This is a genomic window from Altererythrobacter sp. H2 (genome assembly GCF_035319885.1).
Taxonomy (GTDB): Bacteria; Pseudomonadota; Alphaproteobacteria; order Sphingomonadales; family Sphingomonadaceae; genus 34-65-8.
In genome coordinates, this window is the sequence record NZ_CP141285.1 from 463,643 (window position 1) to 478,044 (window position 14,402).

The following is a 14,402-nucleotide window of genomic DNA, read 5'->3' on the forward strand; positions in this document are numbered from 1 at the left end:
CGCCGGGCTTGTGGAGCCACTCAGCCGGCGGGTCAGACTGGCCCTGTGCTGCGCTGAGTCGGCACTATCCGATTGCGGTCCGACATCGCGCCGCGACCACCCGAAGGGCAACCGCAGGCGCCAGAGGGGCCCGGTCCGCTTCTCCCCAATGGGCCTGTCCATCCGCGGCTTCAAGGGGGGATTGACACTAATCGTAATCTGACATTAATATGATATCAGAATTAATCAGGGGGTTTCATCAATGTCAGCTTTACCAGGTTCCATGGCGGCCAGCCGCGAATCCGGCGCCCGCACCAGCAACGGCTTTGTCCTGCTGGCGGTTATGCTTGCCGCGATCATCGTGGGGGTTCTCGCGCTCGGTTTCGAGAACGTGGGCCTGAAGCTGGCGCTGATCATTCCCGCCGCAGTTGCGGCATTGCTGATCCTGTGCGGGTTCTTCATGCTGCAACCCAACCAGGCGGTGGTGGTGACCCTGTTCGGGGCCTATCGCGGCACCGAGCGGACCGGCGGGCTGCGCTGGGTCTGGCCGTGGATGATGCGCACCAAGCTGTCGGTCCGGGCGCACAACGTTCATTCGGAACGGGTCAAGATCAACGACCTGCGCGGCAACCCGATTGAAATCGCCTGCAACGTCGTCTGGCGCGTGGCCGACACTGCCCAGGCGGTGTTCGATGTCGATGACTACAAGGAATTCGTCGAGATCCAGATCGAGGCCGGCCTGCGCACGGTCGGCGCGCGGCACCCTTACGACGACATGAGCGACGAGGACGAGACGACCCTGCGTGGCAGCGCCGACGTGGTCAACCGCGAGCTGTGCGAGGAGCTGAACGAACGGCTCAAGGTCGCCGGTATCGTGGTCGACGAGGCCGGGTTGACCCACTTGGCCTATGCGCCGGAGATTGCCGGGGCAATGCTGCGCCGCCAGCAGGCCGACGCGGTGATCGCGGCGCGCAAGAAAGTGGTGATCGGCGCGGTGGGCATGGTGGAGGATGCGCTGGCAAAGCTCAGCGCGGACGGCATCGTCGACCTCGATGACGAGCGCAAGGCGGCGATGGTGTCCAACCTGATGGTGGTTCTGTGCGGGGACCGGGAAGCCCAGCCAGTGGTCAATGCAGGGACGCTCTACCAATAGAGCGCCGCACCAGCCCACCATGCCCACCAACTCATCCCGGAAATCCTTCGCTCTCCGTCTCGACCCTGCGGTTCACGCTGCGGTCGAGCGGCTGGCGGCTGGCGAATTGCGCTCGCTCAATGCCCAGATCGAGATTCTGCTGCATGAGGCGCTCAGGACGCGCGGGATCGAAGTGGTCAGAACCCCTGCCCCAAGACGGGGCCGTCCGCCGGCTACAGTGAAGGGAGACGACAGATGATCAGATGGATGCACCGGCTAATCGGCTGCGGTGCCCTGCTGCTGGCTGCAACCGTGCCGGCGGGTGCGGAACCGGGAGGGCCCCGGGTCGATAGTGCAGGTATGGAACTGGAAGCACCCGGACCGCTGGGTTCGCTCAAAGGAACGTATCGGCCGCCTGCGCAGGGCAAGCCCGTGGCGCTGATCATCCCCGGATCGGGGCCGACCGACCGTGACGGCAACAATCCGGCCGGTCTCGCCTCGTCCACTTATCGCCTGCTGGCCGAAGGTCTGGCGCAGCGCGGCATCGGCACGCTGCGAATCGACAAGCGCGGGATGTTCGGCAGCGCGGGCGCAGTGGCTGATCCCAACGCGGTGACAATTGACGATTACGTGGCCGACATCGCCCGGTGGAAAGCTGCCGCTCTGGCCCGGTCGGCGCGCGACTGTGTCTGGCTGATCGGCCACAGCGAAGGGGGGCTGGTTGCTCTGGCAAGCGCCGCCCGGTCGCCCGAATCAACCTGCGGCGTGATCCTGCTGGCCGCTCCGGGCCGGCCGCTCGGAACCCTGCTGCGTGAACAGATCACCCGCAATCCCGCCAATGCGCCCGTGGCCGAAGAAGCGGGGCGCCATATTGCCCGCCTTGAACAGGGCCAGACCGTGGCGAAAGAGGAGATCAATCCACTCCTGCTTCCCCTGTTTGCGCCGCAGGTGCAGGGTTTCCTGATCGATGCGATGGCCCGCGATCCGGCCAGGCTGGCGGGGGAAACGGTGCTGCCCATGCTCATCGTGCAGGGCGGCAGTGATCTGCAGGTCGCTCTGGCCGACGGGCAGGCGCTGGCTGCGGCCCGCCCCGATGCCCGCCTGCTGGTGCTGGACGGCGTCAGTCACACGCTCAAGCGGGTCGAAGGCGAAGGGTTGTCCGCCAATTACCGCACCTATTTTGACACCGCCTTGCCGCTTGACCCGCGCGTGGTCGATGCGGTGGCGGAGTTCATGCAGCAGGGCTCGGCGGCGCCGGCTGACAGGGCGGGTATGCGGCGCACGCGTTGACGCGACATGACATCAGGAGGGAAGGGCAATGCTGCACAAGTTCTTTGAAAAGGGATACTGGTTCGAAACCAAGAAGCTTGGCTACGGCGCGGGCCTGCCGATTGCATGGCAGGGCTGGGTGCTTCTGTTGTCACACCTTGTCCTGATGATCGGGCTGGGCCTGCTGATGACACGGGGCGACGTGACGAGCTTTGTGCTCGGCGTGGCCGGCATGGTTGCGTCGACGGTGGGGGTGGTCATGATCGCAAAGGCCCGCACCCGCGGGGAATGGAAATGGCGCGGTTGATGCCGCTCGGGGGTTCGAACCCGGCGCATCCTTAGCCGCACGTTAAACCTTTGGCGCTAGGATGGGCGGCATGGAAAAGCCTGCCCGCCCTCCTTACGCCACCACCGCCACGGCGCCGCTGTCCAGCTGGCTGTTTGGTGCCTTGGCCGTTGTCGCCGTCGCCATGATCCCCGCTGCTGCGGTCATCGCGCAGACCGGATCGCAGCCGTTCACCGTGGCTGAAACCGGCGACAGTTTCGGCACCCTGCAGGAGGCGGTCAATGCGATCGGATCGGGCACCGGCACCATCGCCATTGCGCCCGGCACCTATCGCGACTGCGCTGTGCAGGAAGGCGGCTCGATCGCTTTCCTCGCCACCCAGCCGGGCGCGGCCGTGTTCGACGGCGGCACGTGTGAAGGCAAGGCGGCGCTGGTGCTGCGCGGGCGCGAGGCGAAAGTCTCCGGGCTCGTCTTCCGCCGCATGGCCGTGGCTGATGGCAATGGGGCCGGCATCCGGCTGGAGCAGGGCAACCTGACCGTCACCCAGAGCTGGTTCGCCGACAGCCAGCAGGGCATTCTGACCGCTGACGACCCCTCGGGCCGGATCGTGATCGACAAGTCGACCTTCTCGGGCCTCGGCACGTGCGAGAATTCGGCCGGGTGCGCCCACTCGATCTACATCGGCAACTATGGCCAGCTGCGGGTGACCCGCAGCCGCTTCGAACGCGGCACCGGCGGGCATTACGTCAAGGCGCGCGCCGCCCGGGTCGAGATTGCCGCCTCCAGCTTCGACGATTCGGCTGGCCGTGCCACCAACTACATGATCGACCTGCCGGCCGGCGCGGTCGGCCAGATCACCAACAACTGGTTCGTCCAGGGGCGCGACAAGGAGAATTACTCCGCCTTCATCGCGGTCGGCGCGGAAGATGTGCTGCGCGGCTCGGACGGATTGCAGATCGCCGGCAACGACGCGCGGCTGGTTCCGGCGCTGCGCCGCAGCACCACCTTCGTGGCGGACTGGACCGGCGACCGGCTGGCGATTGCCGACAACAACCTCGGCACCGGGCTCAAGAGTTTCGAAAAACGCTGACGACGAATTCGGCTGCCGAATTCAGCTGAGCAGGTGCCCTGAGCGGTCCCGCTTGGTGGCGAGATAGCGGGCATTGTGCGGGTTGTCGGGCAACTGGTGCGGCACCCGTTCGGCGACACTGACCCCGGCATTTTCGATCGCGCCAACCTTTTTGGGGTTGTTGGTCATCAGCCGGATCGATCGGACCCCCAGCAATTCCAGCATCCGGGCGGCAACCGGAAAGTCGCGCGCTTCGTCAGGCAGGCCCAGGCGCTGGTTGGCGTCGACCGTGTCGAACCCCTGGTCCTGCAGGCGATAGGCGCGCAGCTTGTTGATCAGGCCGATCCCCCGCCCTTCCTGCCGCAGATAGAGCAGCACGCCCCAGCCGCCGCCCGCCGCTTCGTGCGCCATGGCGTGGAGCGCGGCATCGAGCTGCGGCCCGCAGTCGCACTTGAGGCTGCCGAGAATATCGCCGGTCAGGCATTCCGAATGGAGCCGCACCAGCGGCGGCACATCACCCTGCTGCTGCCCGATCACCAGTGCGACATGCTCGCGCAAGTCATCGGCGCTGCGGAAGGCGACGATTTCCGCGGTCTCGCTGGCACGCACCGGCAGGTGCGCGCGGGTGACGATCCGGAGGGCGGCATGATCCTGCCAGTGGGCCAGATCGCCCGCGCCGACGGCAACCGGCTCGCCCGCCTCAGCCGGGTCGACCATGAAGGCGGGCAGGATCCCGGCGATCCGGGCCAGTTCCAGCGCCGCCTCGGCCTGTGCCTGCCAGGCAATGGGCTCGGCCTTGAAGGGGCCTTGCAGCGGGTTGGCGAGGTCCAGCGCCGGATCGGCCACGGGCAGCGCGCTGCGCAGCGTGAAGGGCTCCCCGCCATGGATCAGCACCGGGGCGTGGGGCACGGCTGCTTCGCGCTGGTTGGCGAGTTTCAGCGTGGCCGCGCGCGCGGCAGAGATGAGCAGCTGATGCGCGGTAGCCGCAGTGGCAACGCCTGTCTCGATCGGCAGCAGGACCGGCCCACCCTCCAGCGCCAGCGCCCAGCCGTGCCGCAAGGCATCGACCGCCTGCGCCACCCGCCGCGCGGGCGACGGGCCGGATGCCGGTTCCTCGCTCAGAGGGCGAATTCCGTGATCAGCGGCACGTGGTCGCTCGGGCTCTCCCACCGCCGCGTTTCCTCGACGAAGCGATGGCTGACCGCCTGCGGGGCAAGCTCGGGGCTCGCCCACATATGGTCAAGCCTGCGCCCCTGGTCCTTCTGCCGCCAGTAGCTGCGATAGGACCACCAGGAATAGTTGCGCTCCGGCGCGGGGATCAGCTGGCGGCCCAGATCGACCCAGCCATGGGCGTCGCGGAACCGGCCCAGCGTCTCGACCTCGACCGGCGTATGGCTGACCACCTTGAGCAGGGCCTTGTGGTCGTAGACGTCGCATTCCAGCGGCGCGATGTTGAAATCGCCGACGATCAGCGTGGGCCGGTCCAGCGCATCGGCCCAGCGGGTCATGCGTTCGAGGAAGTCGAGCTTCTGCCCGAACTTGGAGTTCACTTCGCGGTCGGCAATGTCGCCCCCGGCCGGGATATAGACGTTCTCCAGCACCAGCCCCTGCCCCGGACCGAGCAGTTCCACGCCAACATGGCGCGCCTCGCCATTGTCCTGCCAGTCATTGCGGGACAGTTCGCGCAGGGGAATCCGGCTGACGGTGGCGACTCCGTGATAGCCCTTCTGCCCGTGGACTGCCTGATGGACATAACCCAGCTCGGCCAGCGCCTCGGCCGGGAACTGGCTTTCCTGGCATTTGATTTCCTGCAGGCACAGCACGTCGGGCCGCTGCTCGCCCAGCATCCGCGCCACCTGGTCGATGCGCAGGCGGACCGAGTTGATGTTCCAGGTAGCGATAGAGACAGTCGGGCTGGCCATGGCACGCGCGATAGGCAGACGGTGCGGGTTTGTCCAACCCGCCTTGTTAACGACGGAGTTCACGCCGGACAGGAAAAACGGCCCACCGATGGCGGGCCGTTCAAAGGCGCTTCAGGCGCCGGTCCAGGTAGCCGAACCGGGCGAACCCGAATCGGCTGGCGTCAGTTCAGGCGCAGAGGGTCTTGCGGCCGCGACGGCGACGGGCACGCAGCACCTTGCGGCCGCCCGGGGTTGCCTTGCGGGCAAAAAAGCCGTGGCGACGGGCGCGAACGAGATTGCTGGGCTGGAATGTCCGCTTCATGGGTACCTCGGTATTGGTTCAGATGACGTCATCAAAACGAAAAAGGGCCGCCCCGGAAGGCGACCGCCTGTGTGGGAGGGCCGTTACGGCAGCAGCGCCCCCAAGTCAAGATAGGCAAGGCGCGGTGCCGCAGCAGCCGGAGCTTCGCCAAGCCAGCGCCGCATTTCTGCAGCGCCAAGCCACTTCGCCTGGTTGAAACCGACCGAATTGGTCATGTCATAGAACGCACGCGCCTCGCCATCCGCCATGCCCATCTCGCGGTAGTAGGCAAGGTACCCGGCGTGCTCTGCCGAACCGGCGGCGAACTGGTGCGCCTCGCGCCCGTCCTCGGCAATCCAGGCATGGACGGCAAATTCGGCTCCGTCATCAATCCGCCGCTGTGTGCCCGCCAGCAGCAGTTCGACCGCGCCGGAGCGGACCGACCCCCCGGCCGGGACATGGGTTGCCAGGCCCGCGGCGCGAATCATCCGGCCCAGTTTCAGGTTGGCGCGGTCATCCTCGGTGCCGGGGCATTCGACCAGTTCGAGGGTGGCGATGCCGGGATGGTCGCGCAGCATCGCGGCAAACTGCGCCGGGCTGGCCGAATCGGTTACATCGACCAGCGCGGCGCGTTTCCCGTCGATTACCCGGAACGGGCCGTAGCGGGCGACCGCGTCGCGCTCGACTGCGGCATGAAGCGGGACAAACCGGGCACCACCCGCGGGGGCCGGGGCCATGCGCCACTGGGCGAACATCAGGTGGGTCAGCCCCTCGGGCCGGTCTGACGGCACCTGCCCCGCACCCGGCCCGGCAACCGACCCTGCCACCTGTGCAGCCACGGGCGTGGCAAGCAGGGCAAGTGCAGCAGCAAGGCAGGTCAGAAATCGCATGGTCATCCTGTGCGCCGCCTGCACTTGCCGAATGCCCAACCGATATCCTTGCCAGAAGGTTGACCGCGATGTTGACCGCGACTCGGGGCTTTGCGACAAGACCCGCCGATCGCGCATTCTGCTCAGGCCTCGCCTGCGCAGACCAATGGGGCATTTTGCGTGGTCGCACTCGTCAGGACAGTTGCCTATCTCGGCCTGGAAGCGCGTAGCGTCGAGGTGCAGTGCTCGATCGCGCCGGGCCTGCCGCAGTTCAACATCGTCGGCCTCGCCAACAAGGCGGTGGGGGAAAGCAAGGAGCGGGTGCGGGCCGCGCTCTCTGCCATGGGGCTGGCGCTGCCGCCCAAGCGGATCACCATCAACCTCTCGCCTGCCGACCTGCCCAAGGAAGGCAGCCATTACGATCTGCCAGTGGCGCTGGCCCTGCTCGCCGCAATGGGTGTGACCGATGCCGAGCAGTTGGGGGACTTCGTGGCGGTGGGTGAACTGGCACTGGATGGCCGGGTCGTGCCCTCGCCCGGCGTGCTGCTCGCCGCGCTCCACGCCAGCAGCGAGGAAGCCGGGCTGATCTGCCCAGCGGCGCAAGGGAGCGAAGCGCGCTGGGCGAGCGACATCCCGGTGGTCGCCGCACCAGACCTGGTGGCGCTGCTCAATCACCTGAAAGGGACCAGCCGCCTGCCCGACCCGCCGCCGGGCGAGGTCGAGGCCCCGGCTCCGGGGCCGGACCTCAAGCAGGTCAAGGGGCAGGAAGTGGCCAAGCGCGCGCTGGAGATTGCGGCGGCGGGCGGGCACAACCTCCTGATGGTGGGGCCGCCGGGGGCGGGCAAGAGCCTGCTGGCCTCGTGCCTGCCCGGGGTCCTGCCGCCGCTGACCTCACCCGAGGCGCTGGAGGTTTCGATGGTGCAGTCGGTCGCGGGCCTGCTCGAAGGCGGGCGGATCAGCCGCACCCGCCCGTTCCGCGCGCCGCACCATTCGGCCAGCATGGCGGCGCTCACGGGCGGGGGGCTGAAGGTGAAGCCGGGCGAGGTCAGCCTCGCGCACCTCGGCGTCCTGTTCCTGGACGAATTGCCCGAGTTCCAGCGCGCGGTGCTGGACAGCCTGCGCCAGCCGCTGGAGACCGGCCATGTCGATGTCGCGCGGGCCAATGCCCATGTCACCTTTCCCGCGCGGGTGCAGCTGGTCGCAGCGATGAACCCGTGCCGCTGCGGGCATCTGGGCGATCCCGCGCTGGCCTGTTCCCGCGCGCCGCGTTGTGCGGCAGACTACCAGACCCGCGTTTCCGGCCCCCTGCTTGACCGGATCGACCTGCATGTCGAGGTCGATCCGGTCAGCGCCGCCGACCTCGCCCTGCCCCCGCCGGCCGAAGGCAGTGCAGAGGTCGCCGCGCGGGTGGCGCGGGCGCGCAGTGTCCAGTCCGGCCGCAGCGTTGAAAGCGGCGCGCGCACCAACGCCGAACTGGAAGGCGAGGCGCTTGAGCGGTTTGCCACGCCGGATGAGCCGGGCCGGCGCCTGCTGATGCAGGCTGCCGAGGCCATGCGGCTCAGCGCGCGGGGCTATACGCGGATGCTGCGGGTGGCGCGCACGATTGCGGATCTGGCCGGGGTCGAGGGGGTCGGCCGGATCCACGTGGCCGAAGCATTGAGCTATCGCAGGCAGGCACCAAGGGCCTGAGGCTCTACTCTGCGGCGCGGATCGCCGGGTCTTCGGCGTAGCTGCCCAGTTCCAGCCGCTGGCCCGCCTCTGCGCGTGACCCGTCGGCCCGCAGGCCGAGGGTTTCCGGCTTGACCAGGCGCAAGTCAGCCGGGCCCAGAATCCGGCCATCGTGGGCCAGGATCGAGACCGGGCCGATCGGCAACCGGTCCAGCTCGTCGACCAGCACCGGGTTCTCGATCACTTCGTGGCCGTACTTCTGCCCCCACTGGCGCAGCGCGAGCATGGCCGGGAGCAGGTCGAAGCCCTTCTCGGTGAGCCGGTACTCGATCCGGCGGCGGTCCTCCGCACAGGGCGCGCGATCAAGGATGCCATGCTCGACCAGGCGGGCCAGACGGTTGGAAAGGATGTTGCGGGCAATGCCCAGTTCGCTCAGGAATTCCTCGAAGTGGTGCAGCCCGTTGAAGCTGGCGCGCAGGATCATGAAGCTCCACCGCTCGCCCATCACCTCCAGCGCTTCGGGCAGCCCGCAAGCTGTCAGATCGCGCAGCGGCTCTCGCAAATCACCCATTGGCATTCCTTCCCCGTCCCGGTTCTAGCGTGTTCTGCGCCAACGCAAAACCGAAACTAAGTTTCTAGTTGCAACCTGCAATCTAATTCATTAGGTAGCGATTCGCAACCAGTTGCCATTCGAAACCTGAATGGGAGCTGGCCAAGCCCCCAAATGACCTGTCACAGGAAAGCGACTCATGACCCTCTCCCTCCCCCGTTTCCGTACTTCGGCCGCTTTCGGCGCTGCCGTACTCTACACCGCCCTGACCTTCGGCGCGACGCTCACCCCCACTCCTGCCATGGCCCAGTCGGCCGGCGCCTATTACAGCGCCGAACTGGCCGCCCCCGCCAAGGATGCCCGCGTCATCGGCGGCGGCGTGGTGTGGCGCTGCGAAGGCACCAGCTGCGTTGCCCCGCGCGGCACCTCTGCTCCGGCCACCATGTGCCGCAAGCTGTCGCGCGAAGTCGGCACCATCGCCAGCTTCTCGGCCAAGGGCGAAGCTCTGGCTGAAGACAAGCTGGCCAAGTGCAACGGCTGATTATCCGAATAACCCCCGTCCTCTCCATCACGGGTGGCACTCGGCTCCTGGAGCACCGCTCCGGGGGCCGTTTTTTATCCGGCGATCAGGCCTCGCCCGGCAAGGTCCCGCTGAAGCGCAGCGGCTTCGGAAAAGTGATGAACCTGCCAACCAAGCGCCGCGGCAGCCGCGATGTTGGCACCATTGTCGTCGATGAACAGCATGGCCCCGGGGGAATGACCGAAACGGCGCTCGGCCAGCCGGAAGATCGCCGGGTCGGGCTTGGCGAGCTTTTCTTCACCGGACACGACGATATCGCGGAAATGGTCAAACACCGGGGCTGTCGGGCGGAACATGGCCCACAACTCCGCCCCGAAATTGGTGATGGCGTATAGCGGCACCTGCGCCGCCGCGAGCAGGCCGACCAGTTCAAGGCTGCCGGGCACTGGCCCCGGGATCGTCTCGTTGAACCGCTGGGCATAGGCGGCAATCAGGTGCGCGTGGCCGGGAAATGCGGCCTGCCGTTCGGGGACCATCTCGGCCAGCGGGCGCCCGGCATCATGCTGGAAATGCCATTCCTCGGTCACCACGTGGGCCAGAAACCAGTCAAGCTCTGCCGGATCGTGGATCAGCTTCTCGAACAGTGTCCGCAGCTGCCACTGATAGAGCACCCGCCCGACATCGAACACGACAGCCTCTACGGGCACATCAACTGGCTGCACGGGACTGCCCCCTATGCAAACGGCCCGCACTCCGCTGGGGAGGCAGGCCGGTTGTCTGCCCGGCAAAACCGGGCCAATCGGGCTGGATCAGCCCTGGCGCGCCTTGAAGCGGCGGTTGGTCTTGTTGATCACGTAAGTCCGGCCACGGCGGCGGATCACGCGGCAATCCCGGTGGCGGTCTTTCAGCGACTTGAGGCTGTTACGGATTTTCATTGGTCTATCCCGGAAACAAATCCGGCACCGGAACACGCTTCCGATGCCGTACGATCAGCCCGCGCCACTAGGGGGTGATCGCCGCTGAGTCAACCGTCTGCGCGGATGGCAGACAGGCGTTCCTCCCATGCCAGGGCATGGCTGACGATCGTATCGAGATCAGCGTGGCGCGGCTGCCAGGGCAGGGTGGCGCGCAGCAGCGCCGGATCGGATACCAGCGTGCCCGGATCGCCCGCCCGGCGCGGTTCCATCCGCCGTTCGATTCGCTTTCCTGAAACGCGCCCGACCGCATCGAGCACCTCCAGCACCGAGAACCCGCGCCCATAGCCGCAGTTCATCCGCAGCGACCGTGCTGGCTCGGCCATCAGCGCCTCGAGCGCCAGGACGTGTGCATCGGCCAGGTCGGAGACATGGATGTAATCGCGCACCCCGGTTCCGTCGGGCGTGCCGTAGTCAGTTCCGAACACGGCCACATGGTCACGCTTGCCGAGTGCTGCTTCCACCGCGACCTTGATCAGGTGGGTCGCACCTGCGGTCGATTGCCCGGTCCGCCCTTGGGGATCGGCACCAGCCACATTGAAATAGCGCAGGGCCCCGTAGTTCAACGGATGGGCCAGGGATACATCGGCCAGCATCTGCTCGGTCATCAGCTTGGACCAGCCATAGGGATTGATCGGGACCTGCGGGGTCTGCTCGGTCACGCTGGGCGTGTCAGGCACGCCATAGGTGGCTGCGGTCGAACTGAAGATGAAATGCGGCACCCCCGCCGCGACCGTCGCCGCGATCAGCGCCCGGGTCTTGGCGGTGTTGTTGTGATAGTACTTGAGCGGATCGGACACCGATTCCGGCACCACCACCGACCCTGCAAAATGCATGATCGCGCCTGTTCCCTGCTCGGCAAAGATCCGGGCCAGCAGGCCGGCGTCCTCGATATCGCCCTCGTAGAACGGCACCCCGTCAGGCACGGCGAAGCGGAATCCGGTCACGAGATTGTCGATCACCGCCACCGGCCAGCCCGCATCGCGCAAGGCCAGCACGGCATGGCTGCCGATATATCCGGCACCGCCGGTAACGAGGACGGAAGGGCGAGAGAGTGCGTTCATGGGATACCCTTTACGTCGAAGTCGTTTGCAGAAGATTGCTTCCGCATTGCTGGCCCATCGCTGGCACACCTCGCGGGATGCGCCTAGACTCATCCAGAAGGAGTCGCACCATGAAAATGTTCCCGCTTTCGGCGCTCGCCATAGCCGCATTGACAGCATCGGGCTGCGCCACGACGCCCGTTGCCGGCCCGGTCGAAGTCACCCGCTTCGTGGCCCCAGACGCATCCGCCCGCCTCGGGCAGGGGACGGTTTTCGTCGAGAGCGCGCCCGGGCAGGACGGGGAAGCGCTGGCGCTTGCACCCTACAAGGCCGCAATCGCACGGGAGCTGGCACGACTCGGGTATCGCGAAACGCCGCGCGAGGCCGCCGAGCAGGTGGCGCAGCTGCGGATCGAGCAATTCACCTCGGCGGGCGAAAGTACACGCCGCGGCCCGGTGAGCGTGGGGGTGGGCGGGTCGACCGGCAGCTGGGGCTCGGGACTGGGTCTTGGTCTGGGCATCAACCTTGGCGGCGGCGGCAAGCGTGAACAGCTTGTCACCCGGCTGGGGGTGATGATCCGTGACAAGGCAACCGGTACGACATATTGGGAAGGCCGCGCGCAATTTTCGGTAAGCCCCGATTCACCGCTTGCTGCCAGTCAGGCCAACGCCGATGCAATGGCCAGTGCCTTGCTGCGGGACTTTCCCGGTGCGAACGGCGAAACCGTAGAAGTGAAAGTGACACAGTGACCCAGATCCAGATCGACGGCCAGTTCGACAGCGGCAATATCGAAGTTCTCTCGCTCGACGGGACGACGGCCCGCCTGGCTGTCCGGGCCGACACCATGTCCGAATTCCGCCAGTGGTTCCATTTCCGCGCCAGTGGCGCGGCGGGGCAGGCGCTGACGCTCAAGATCACCGGCCTTGAAGGATCGGCCTATCCGCTTGGCTGGCCCGGGTACAACGCCCGCGTCTCGGAAGACCGGGAATACTGGGCTGCCGCCCCCACGAGCTACGATCCTGCCGAGGATGGCGGCACGTTGACGATACACTACACCCCGCAGTCTGACCTTGCCTGGTTCGCCTATTTCGCGCCCTACTCGATGGAGCGGCACCACGATCTGGTAGCGCAGGCAGCGGCAAGCGATGGCGTGCATTACCGCCATCTCGGCACCACGCTGGACGGCCAGCCGATCGACTGCCTGAGCTTCGGCGAAGGCGAGACAGTCGTGTGGCTGACCGCCCGCCAGCATCCCGGCGAAACGCAGGCCGAATGGTGGATGGAGGGGATGCTTGACCTGATGACCGACCCGGCGAGCGCGGTGGCGCGCGAACTGCGCTGCCGCTGCACGTTCCATGTCGTGCCCAACTGCAATCCCGATGGTTCGCGCCGCGGCCACTTGCGCACCAACGCAGTGGGGGTGAACCTCAACCGTGAATGGGAAAGCCCCAGCGCGGAAAAGTCACCCGAAGTGCTCGCGATCCGCAATGCGATGGATGCAACCGGGGTGGATTTCGCGATGGACGTGCATGGCGATGAAGCGATCCCGGCCTGCTTCCTGGCCGGTTACGAAGGCATTCCGGACTTGGCCGAAGAGCATCTTGGCCGTTTCACCCGCTATCGGGCGATCCTCGCGCGGCGCACGCCCGATTTCCAGGAAAAGCGGGGCTATCCGGTCTCTGCCGCGGGCAAAGCCAACATGACCATGTGCACGACTCAGGTTGCGCACCGGTTTGGTGCCTGCGCCATGACCCTCGAAATGCCGTACAAGGACCATGACGACGCCCCCGATGCGGCGCAGAACTGGAGCCCGGAACGGTGCCGCCAGCTGGGTGCTGATTGCATGGGCGCGCTGCTTGAATGGCTGGAGGGCTGATCCGCTCCGCACCATGTCCCGCACCTCACTGCGTCATCACCGATCGGCGCAACCGGGCGAGCATGTTTCGCACGATCAGGCGGTGCGCAAGCCCCACCGGGACCATGTAGGCACGACCGAACCGGTTGTGGGTGATGACCGAAGACGTGATTGTCAGGACCGGTCCGGCGCAGGAAACGCACGTCATCACGTCAAGGTGCCGGTCCCGCTCGGTCAGGACCAGCCGCTCGGGCGTGGTTTCCTCAACCAGGAAGAAGTCGAGATAGTCTCCTGCAGAAACCTCGCTCACCCGCTGTCCGCTGAAGCCACCAATCCGTTTCACGCCGAAGCGGGCGGAAATCGCATCGCGGATGCGGAAGGCGGCCCCGAGCAAGGGCTGAGGGCTTGCCATGATCATGTTCCACGCCTGCAGCGGCGCGAGTGGACGGGCCAGTGTCACCGACTGGCTGTCATGATAGTCCAGCGTGGCGACCGGCCCCAGCGTTCTGATCACGGCGCGCTCTTTCGTTCGGCTCAGCCCAGGCTTGCCGGACCGAAAGCGTGGGGGAGCAGCACTGACAGGGGAATGCTGCGGACCTCCTCGGCGCCGACGCACAGCACGACCGGGTCGGTCCCGCCGAGCTGCGCCAGTTCGTTGAGCACCTGGCGGCATCGCCCGCACGGGGTGATCGGGTCCGCCGTCGGGCCCACCACCGCGACCGCTTCCAGCCCGCCGCGCACCCCCTCTGCCATGGCCTTGGCCACGGCCACGGTTTCGGCGCACAGTGCCAGGCCATAGCTGGCGTTTTCGATATTGGTCCCGGTCACCACGCTGCCATCGGCAAAGCGCAGCGCCGCGCCGACGGCGAAGCGGGAATAGGGCGAATAGGATTGTTCGGCGGCCGCGCGGGCAGCCTGGACAAGTTCGGCATCGGGCATTTCTGATTCAGGCAGTTCAATGGCGCTCATGGCTACGTCCTTCATTC

The 14,402-nt window shown here is 66.7% G+C and carries 19 protein-coding genes; 9 read left to right on the forward strand and 10 right to left on the reverse strand.

Annotation, left to right across the window (positions count from 1 at the left end; all coding sequences use genetic code 11):
- The first annotated feature begins 241 nt into the window (after positions 1-241).
- The 5 genes from U4960_RS02295 (at position 242) to U4960_RS02315 (ending at position 3,756) form a co-directional block, all read left to right on the forward strand.
- Positions 242-1,132: an SPFH domain-containing protein gene (locus U4960_RS02295; RefSeq protein ID WP_324262001.1), complete on the forward strand. Its 891-nt coding sequence runs from the start codon at positions 242-244 to the stop codon at positions 1,130-1,132.
- Positions 1,133-1,151: 19 nt separating this feature from the next.
- Complete coding sequence (locus tag U4960_RS02300; RefSeq protein ID WP_324262002.1) at positions 1,152-1,370, forward strand: toxin-antitoxin system HicB family antitoxin; 219 nt, start codon at positions 1,152-1,154, stop codon at positions 1,368-1,370.
- Positions 1,367-2,401: an alpha/beta hydrolase gene (locus U4960_RS02305; RefSeq protein WP_324262003.1), complete on the forward strand. Its 1,035-nt coding sequence runs from the start codon at positions 1,367-1,369 to the stop codon at positions 2,399-2,401. The genes U4960_RS02300 and U4960_RS02305 overlap by 4 nt, the downstream gene beginning before the upstream one ends.
- Positions 2,402-2,429: 28 nt before the next feature.
- Positions 2,430-2,687 (forward strand): hypothetical protein, encoded by a 258-nt coding sequence (locus U4960_RS02310; RefSeq protein ID WP_324262004.1) that lies wholly within the window; start codon positions 2,430-2,432, stop codon positions 2,685-2,687.
- Positions 2,688-2,757: 70 nt separating this feature from the next.
- Positions 2,758-3,756: a right-handed parallel beta-helix repeat-containing protein gene (locus U4960_RS02315; protein ID WP_416379092.1), complete on the forward strand. Its 999-nt coding sequence runs from the start codon at positions 2,758-2,760 to the stop codon at positions 3,754-3,756.
- Positions 3,757-3,777: 21 nt separating this feature from the next.
- Here U4960_RS02315 and ribA read toward each other — a convergent pair whose 3' ends face one another.
- The 4 genes from ribA to U4960_RS02335 all read right to left on the reverse strand — a co-directional run bounded on the left by ribA (position 3,778) and on the right by U4960_RS02335 (position 6,833).
- Positions 3,778-4,905, reverse strand: coding sequence for a GTP cyclohydrolase II (gene ribA, locus U4960_RS02320; protein WP_416379093.1), 1,128 nt, complete (start codon positions 4,903-4,905; stop codon positions 3,778-3,780).
- Complete coding sequence (locus tag U4960_RS02325; protein WP_324262005.1) at positions 4,854-5,657, reverse strand: exodeoxyribonuclease III; 804 nt, start codon at positions 5,655-5,657, stop codon at positions 4,854-4,856. Before U4960_RS02325 ends, ribA begins: the two co-directional genes overlap by 52 nt.
- A 166-nt stretch (positions 5,658-5,823) precedes the next feature.
- Positions 5,824-5,958, reverse strand: a complete 135-nt coding sequence (gene rpmH / locus U4960_RS02330; protein ID WP_130005632.1) for a 50S ribosomal protein L34 — start codon at positions 5,956-5,958, stop codon at positions 5,824-5,826.
- Between the two features lie 83 nt (positions 5,959-6,041).
- The gene (locus tag U4960_RS02335) at positions 6,042-6,833 is read right to left on the reverse strand and encodes an alpha/beta hydrolase (RefSeq protein ID WP_324262006.1); all 792 of its coding nucleotides are present in this window, start codon (positions 6,831-6,833) and stop codon (positions 6,042-6,044) included.
- 153 nt (positions 6,834-6,986) lie between these two features.
- Between U4960_RS02335 and U4960_RS02340 the strand changes: the two genes are divergently transcribed.
- The gene (locus U4960_RS02340; RefSeq protein WP_324262007.1) at positions 6,987-8,495 is read left to right on the forward strand and encodes a YifB family Mg chelatase-like AAA ATPase; all 1,509 of its coding nucleotides are present in this window, start codon (positions 6,987-6,989) and stop codon (positions 8,493-8,495) included.
- Between the two features lie 4 nt (positions 8,496-8,499).
- On the opposite strand, the gene U4960_RS02345 is transcribed toward U4960_RS02340, so the two are convergent.
- On the reverse strand, positions 8,500-9,045 hold the full coding sequence (locus U4960_RS02345) for a winged helix-turn-helix transcriptional regulator (RefSeq protein WP_324262008.1): 546 nt from the start codon (positions 9,043-9,045) through the stop codon (positions 8,500-8,502).
- Positions 9,046-9,223: 178 nt separating this feature from the next.
- Between U4960_RS02345 and U4960_RS02350 the strand changes: the two genes are divergently transcribed.
- Complete coding sequence (locus U4960_RS02350) at positions 9,224-9,565, forward strand: CC_3452 family protein (RefSeq protein WP_324262009.1); 342 nt, start codon at positions 9,224-9,226, stop codon at positions 9,563-9,565.
- A 74-nt stretch (positions 9,566-9,639) separates the two neighbouring features.
- Here the strand turns inward: U4960_RS02350 and U4960_RS02355 are convergent, their stop codons facing one another.
- The 3 genes from U4960_RS02355 to galE all read right to left on the reverse strand — a co-directional run bounded on the left by U4960_RS02355 (position 9,640) and on the right by galE (position 11,582).
- Positions 9,640-10,266: an HAD-IA family hydrolase gene (locus U4960_RS02355; RefSeq protein ID WP_324262010.1), complete on the reverse strand. Its 627-nt coding sequence runs from the start codon at positions 10,264-10,266 to the stop codon at positions 9,640-9,642.
- Positions 10,267-10,353: 87 nt separating this feature from the next.
- Positions 10,354-10,479 (reverse strand): type B 50S ribosomal protein L36, encoded by a 126-nt coding sequence (ykgO, locus tag U4960_RS02360; protein ID WP_029941846.1) that lies wholly within the window; start codon positions 10,477-10,479, stop codon positions 10,354-10,356.
- An 89-nt stretch (positions 10,480-10,568) separates the two neighbouring features.
- On the reverse strand, positions 10,569-11,582 hold the full coding sequence (gene galE / locus U4960_RS02365; protein WP_324262011.1) for a UDP-glucose 4-epimerase GalE: 1,014 nt from the start codon (positions 11,580-11,582) through the stop codon (positions 10,569-10,571).
- Between the two features lie 110 nt (positions 11,583-11,692).
- Here galE and U4960_RS02370 point away from each other — a divergent pair, with 110 nt between their 5' ends.
- Together U4960_RS02370 and U4960_RS02375 are read left to right on the forward strand one after the other, a co-directional pair.
- A complete protein-coding gene (locus U4960_RS02370; protein WP_324262012.1) occupies positions 11,693-12,310 on the forward strand; it encodes a DUF4136 domain-containing protein in 618 nt (205 codons plus the stop codon).
- Positions 12,307-13,437: a M14 family metallopeptidase gene (locus U4960_RS02375; RefSeq protein WP_324262013.1), complete on the forward strand. Its 1,131-nt coding sequence runs from the start codon at positions 12,307-12,309 to the stop codon at positions 13,435-13,437. Before U4960_RS02370 ends, U4960_RS02375 begins: the two co-directional genes overlap by 4 nt.
- Before the next feature lie 25 nt (positions 13,438-13,462).
- Here the strand turns inward: U4960_RS02375 and U4960_RS02380 are convergent, their stop codons facing one another.
- Together U4960_RS02380 and U4960_RS02385 are read right to left on the reverse strand one after the other, a co-directional pair.
- A complete protein-coding gene (locus U4960_RS02380) occupies positions 13,463-13,930 on the reverse strand; it encodes a DUF2867 domain-containing protein (protein ID WP_324262014.1) in 468 nt (155 codons plus the stop codon).
- A 20-nt stretch (positions 13,931-13,950) separates the two neighbouring features.
- A complete protein-coding gene (locus U4960_RS02385) occupies positions 13,951-14,385 on the reverse strand; it encodes a cytidine deaminase (protein WP_416379094.1) in 435 nt (144 codons plus the stop codon).
- Positions 14,386-14,402: the final 17 nt, after the last annotated feature.

Coding starts and splice junctions, on each gene's coding strand:
- U4960_RS02295 (WP_324262001.1), top strand. CDS start 242: ATGTCAGCTTTACCAGGTTCCATGGCGGCCAGCCGCGAATCCGGCGCC.
- U4960_RS02300 (WP_324262002.1), top strand. CDS start 1,152: ATGCCCACCAACTCATCCCGGAAATCCTTCGCTCTCCGTCTCGACCCT.
- U4960_RS02305 (WP_324262003.1), top strand. CDS start 1,367: ATGATCAGATGGATGCACCGGCTAATCGGCTGCGGTGCCCTGCTGCTG.
- U4960_RS02310 (WP_324262004.1), top strand. CDS start 2,430: ATGCTGCACAAGTTCTTTGAAAAGGGATACTGGTTCGAAACCAAGAAG.
- U4960_RS02315 (WP_416379092.1), top strand. CDS start 2,758: ATGGAAAAGCCTGCCCGCCCTCCTTACGCCACCACCGCCACGGCGCCG.
- U4960_RS02325 (WP_324262005.1), bottom strand. CDS start 5,657: ATGGCCAGCCCGACTGTCTCTATCGCTACCTGGAACATCAACTCGGTC.
- rpmH (WP_130005632.1), bottom strand. CDS start 5,958: ATGAAGCGGACATTCCAGCCCAGCAATCTCGTTCGCGCCCGTCGCCAC.
- U4960_RS02335 (WP_324262006.1), bottom strand. CDS start 6,833: ATGACCATGCGATTTCTGACCTGCCTTGCTGCTGCACTTGCCCTGCTT.
- U4960_RS02345 (WP_324262008.1), bottom strand. CDS start 9,045: ATGGGTGATTTGCGAGAGCCGCTGCGCGATCTGACAGCTTGCGGGCTG.
- U4960_RS02350 (WP_324262009.1), top strand. CDS start 9,224: ATGACCCTCTCCCTCCCCCGTTTCCGTACTTCGGCCGCTTTCGGCGCT.
- ykgO (WP_029941846.1), bottom strand. CDS start 10,479: ATGAAAATCCGTAACAGCCTCAAGTCGCTGAAAGACCGCCACCGGGAT.
- galE (WP_324262011.1), bottom strand. CDS start 11,582: ATGAACGCACTCTCTCGCCCTTCCGTCCTCGTTACCGGCGGTGCCGGA.
- U4960_RS02370 (WP_324262012.1), top strand. CDS start 11,693: ATGAAAATGTTCCCGCTTTCGGCGCTCGCCATAGCCGCATTGACAGCA.
- U4960_RS02385 (WP_416379094.1), bottom strand. CDS start 14,385: ATGAGCGCCATTGAACTGCCTGAATCAGAAATGCCCGATGCCGAACTT.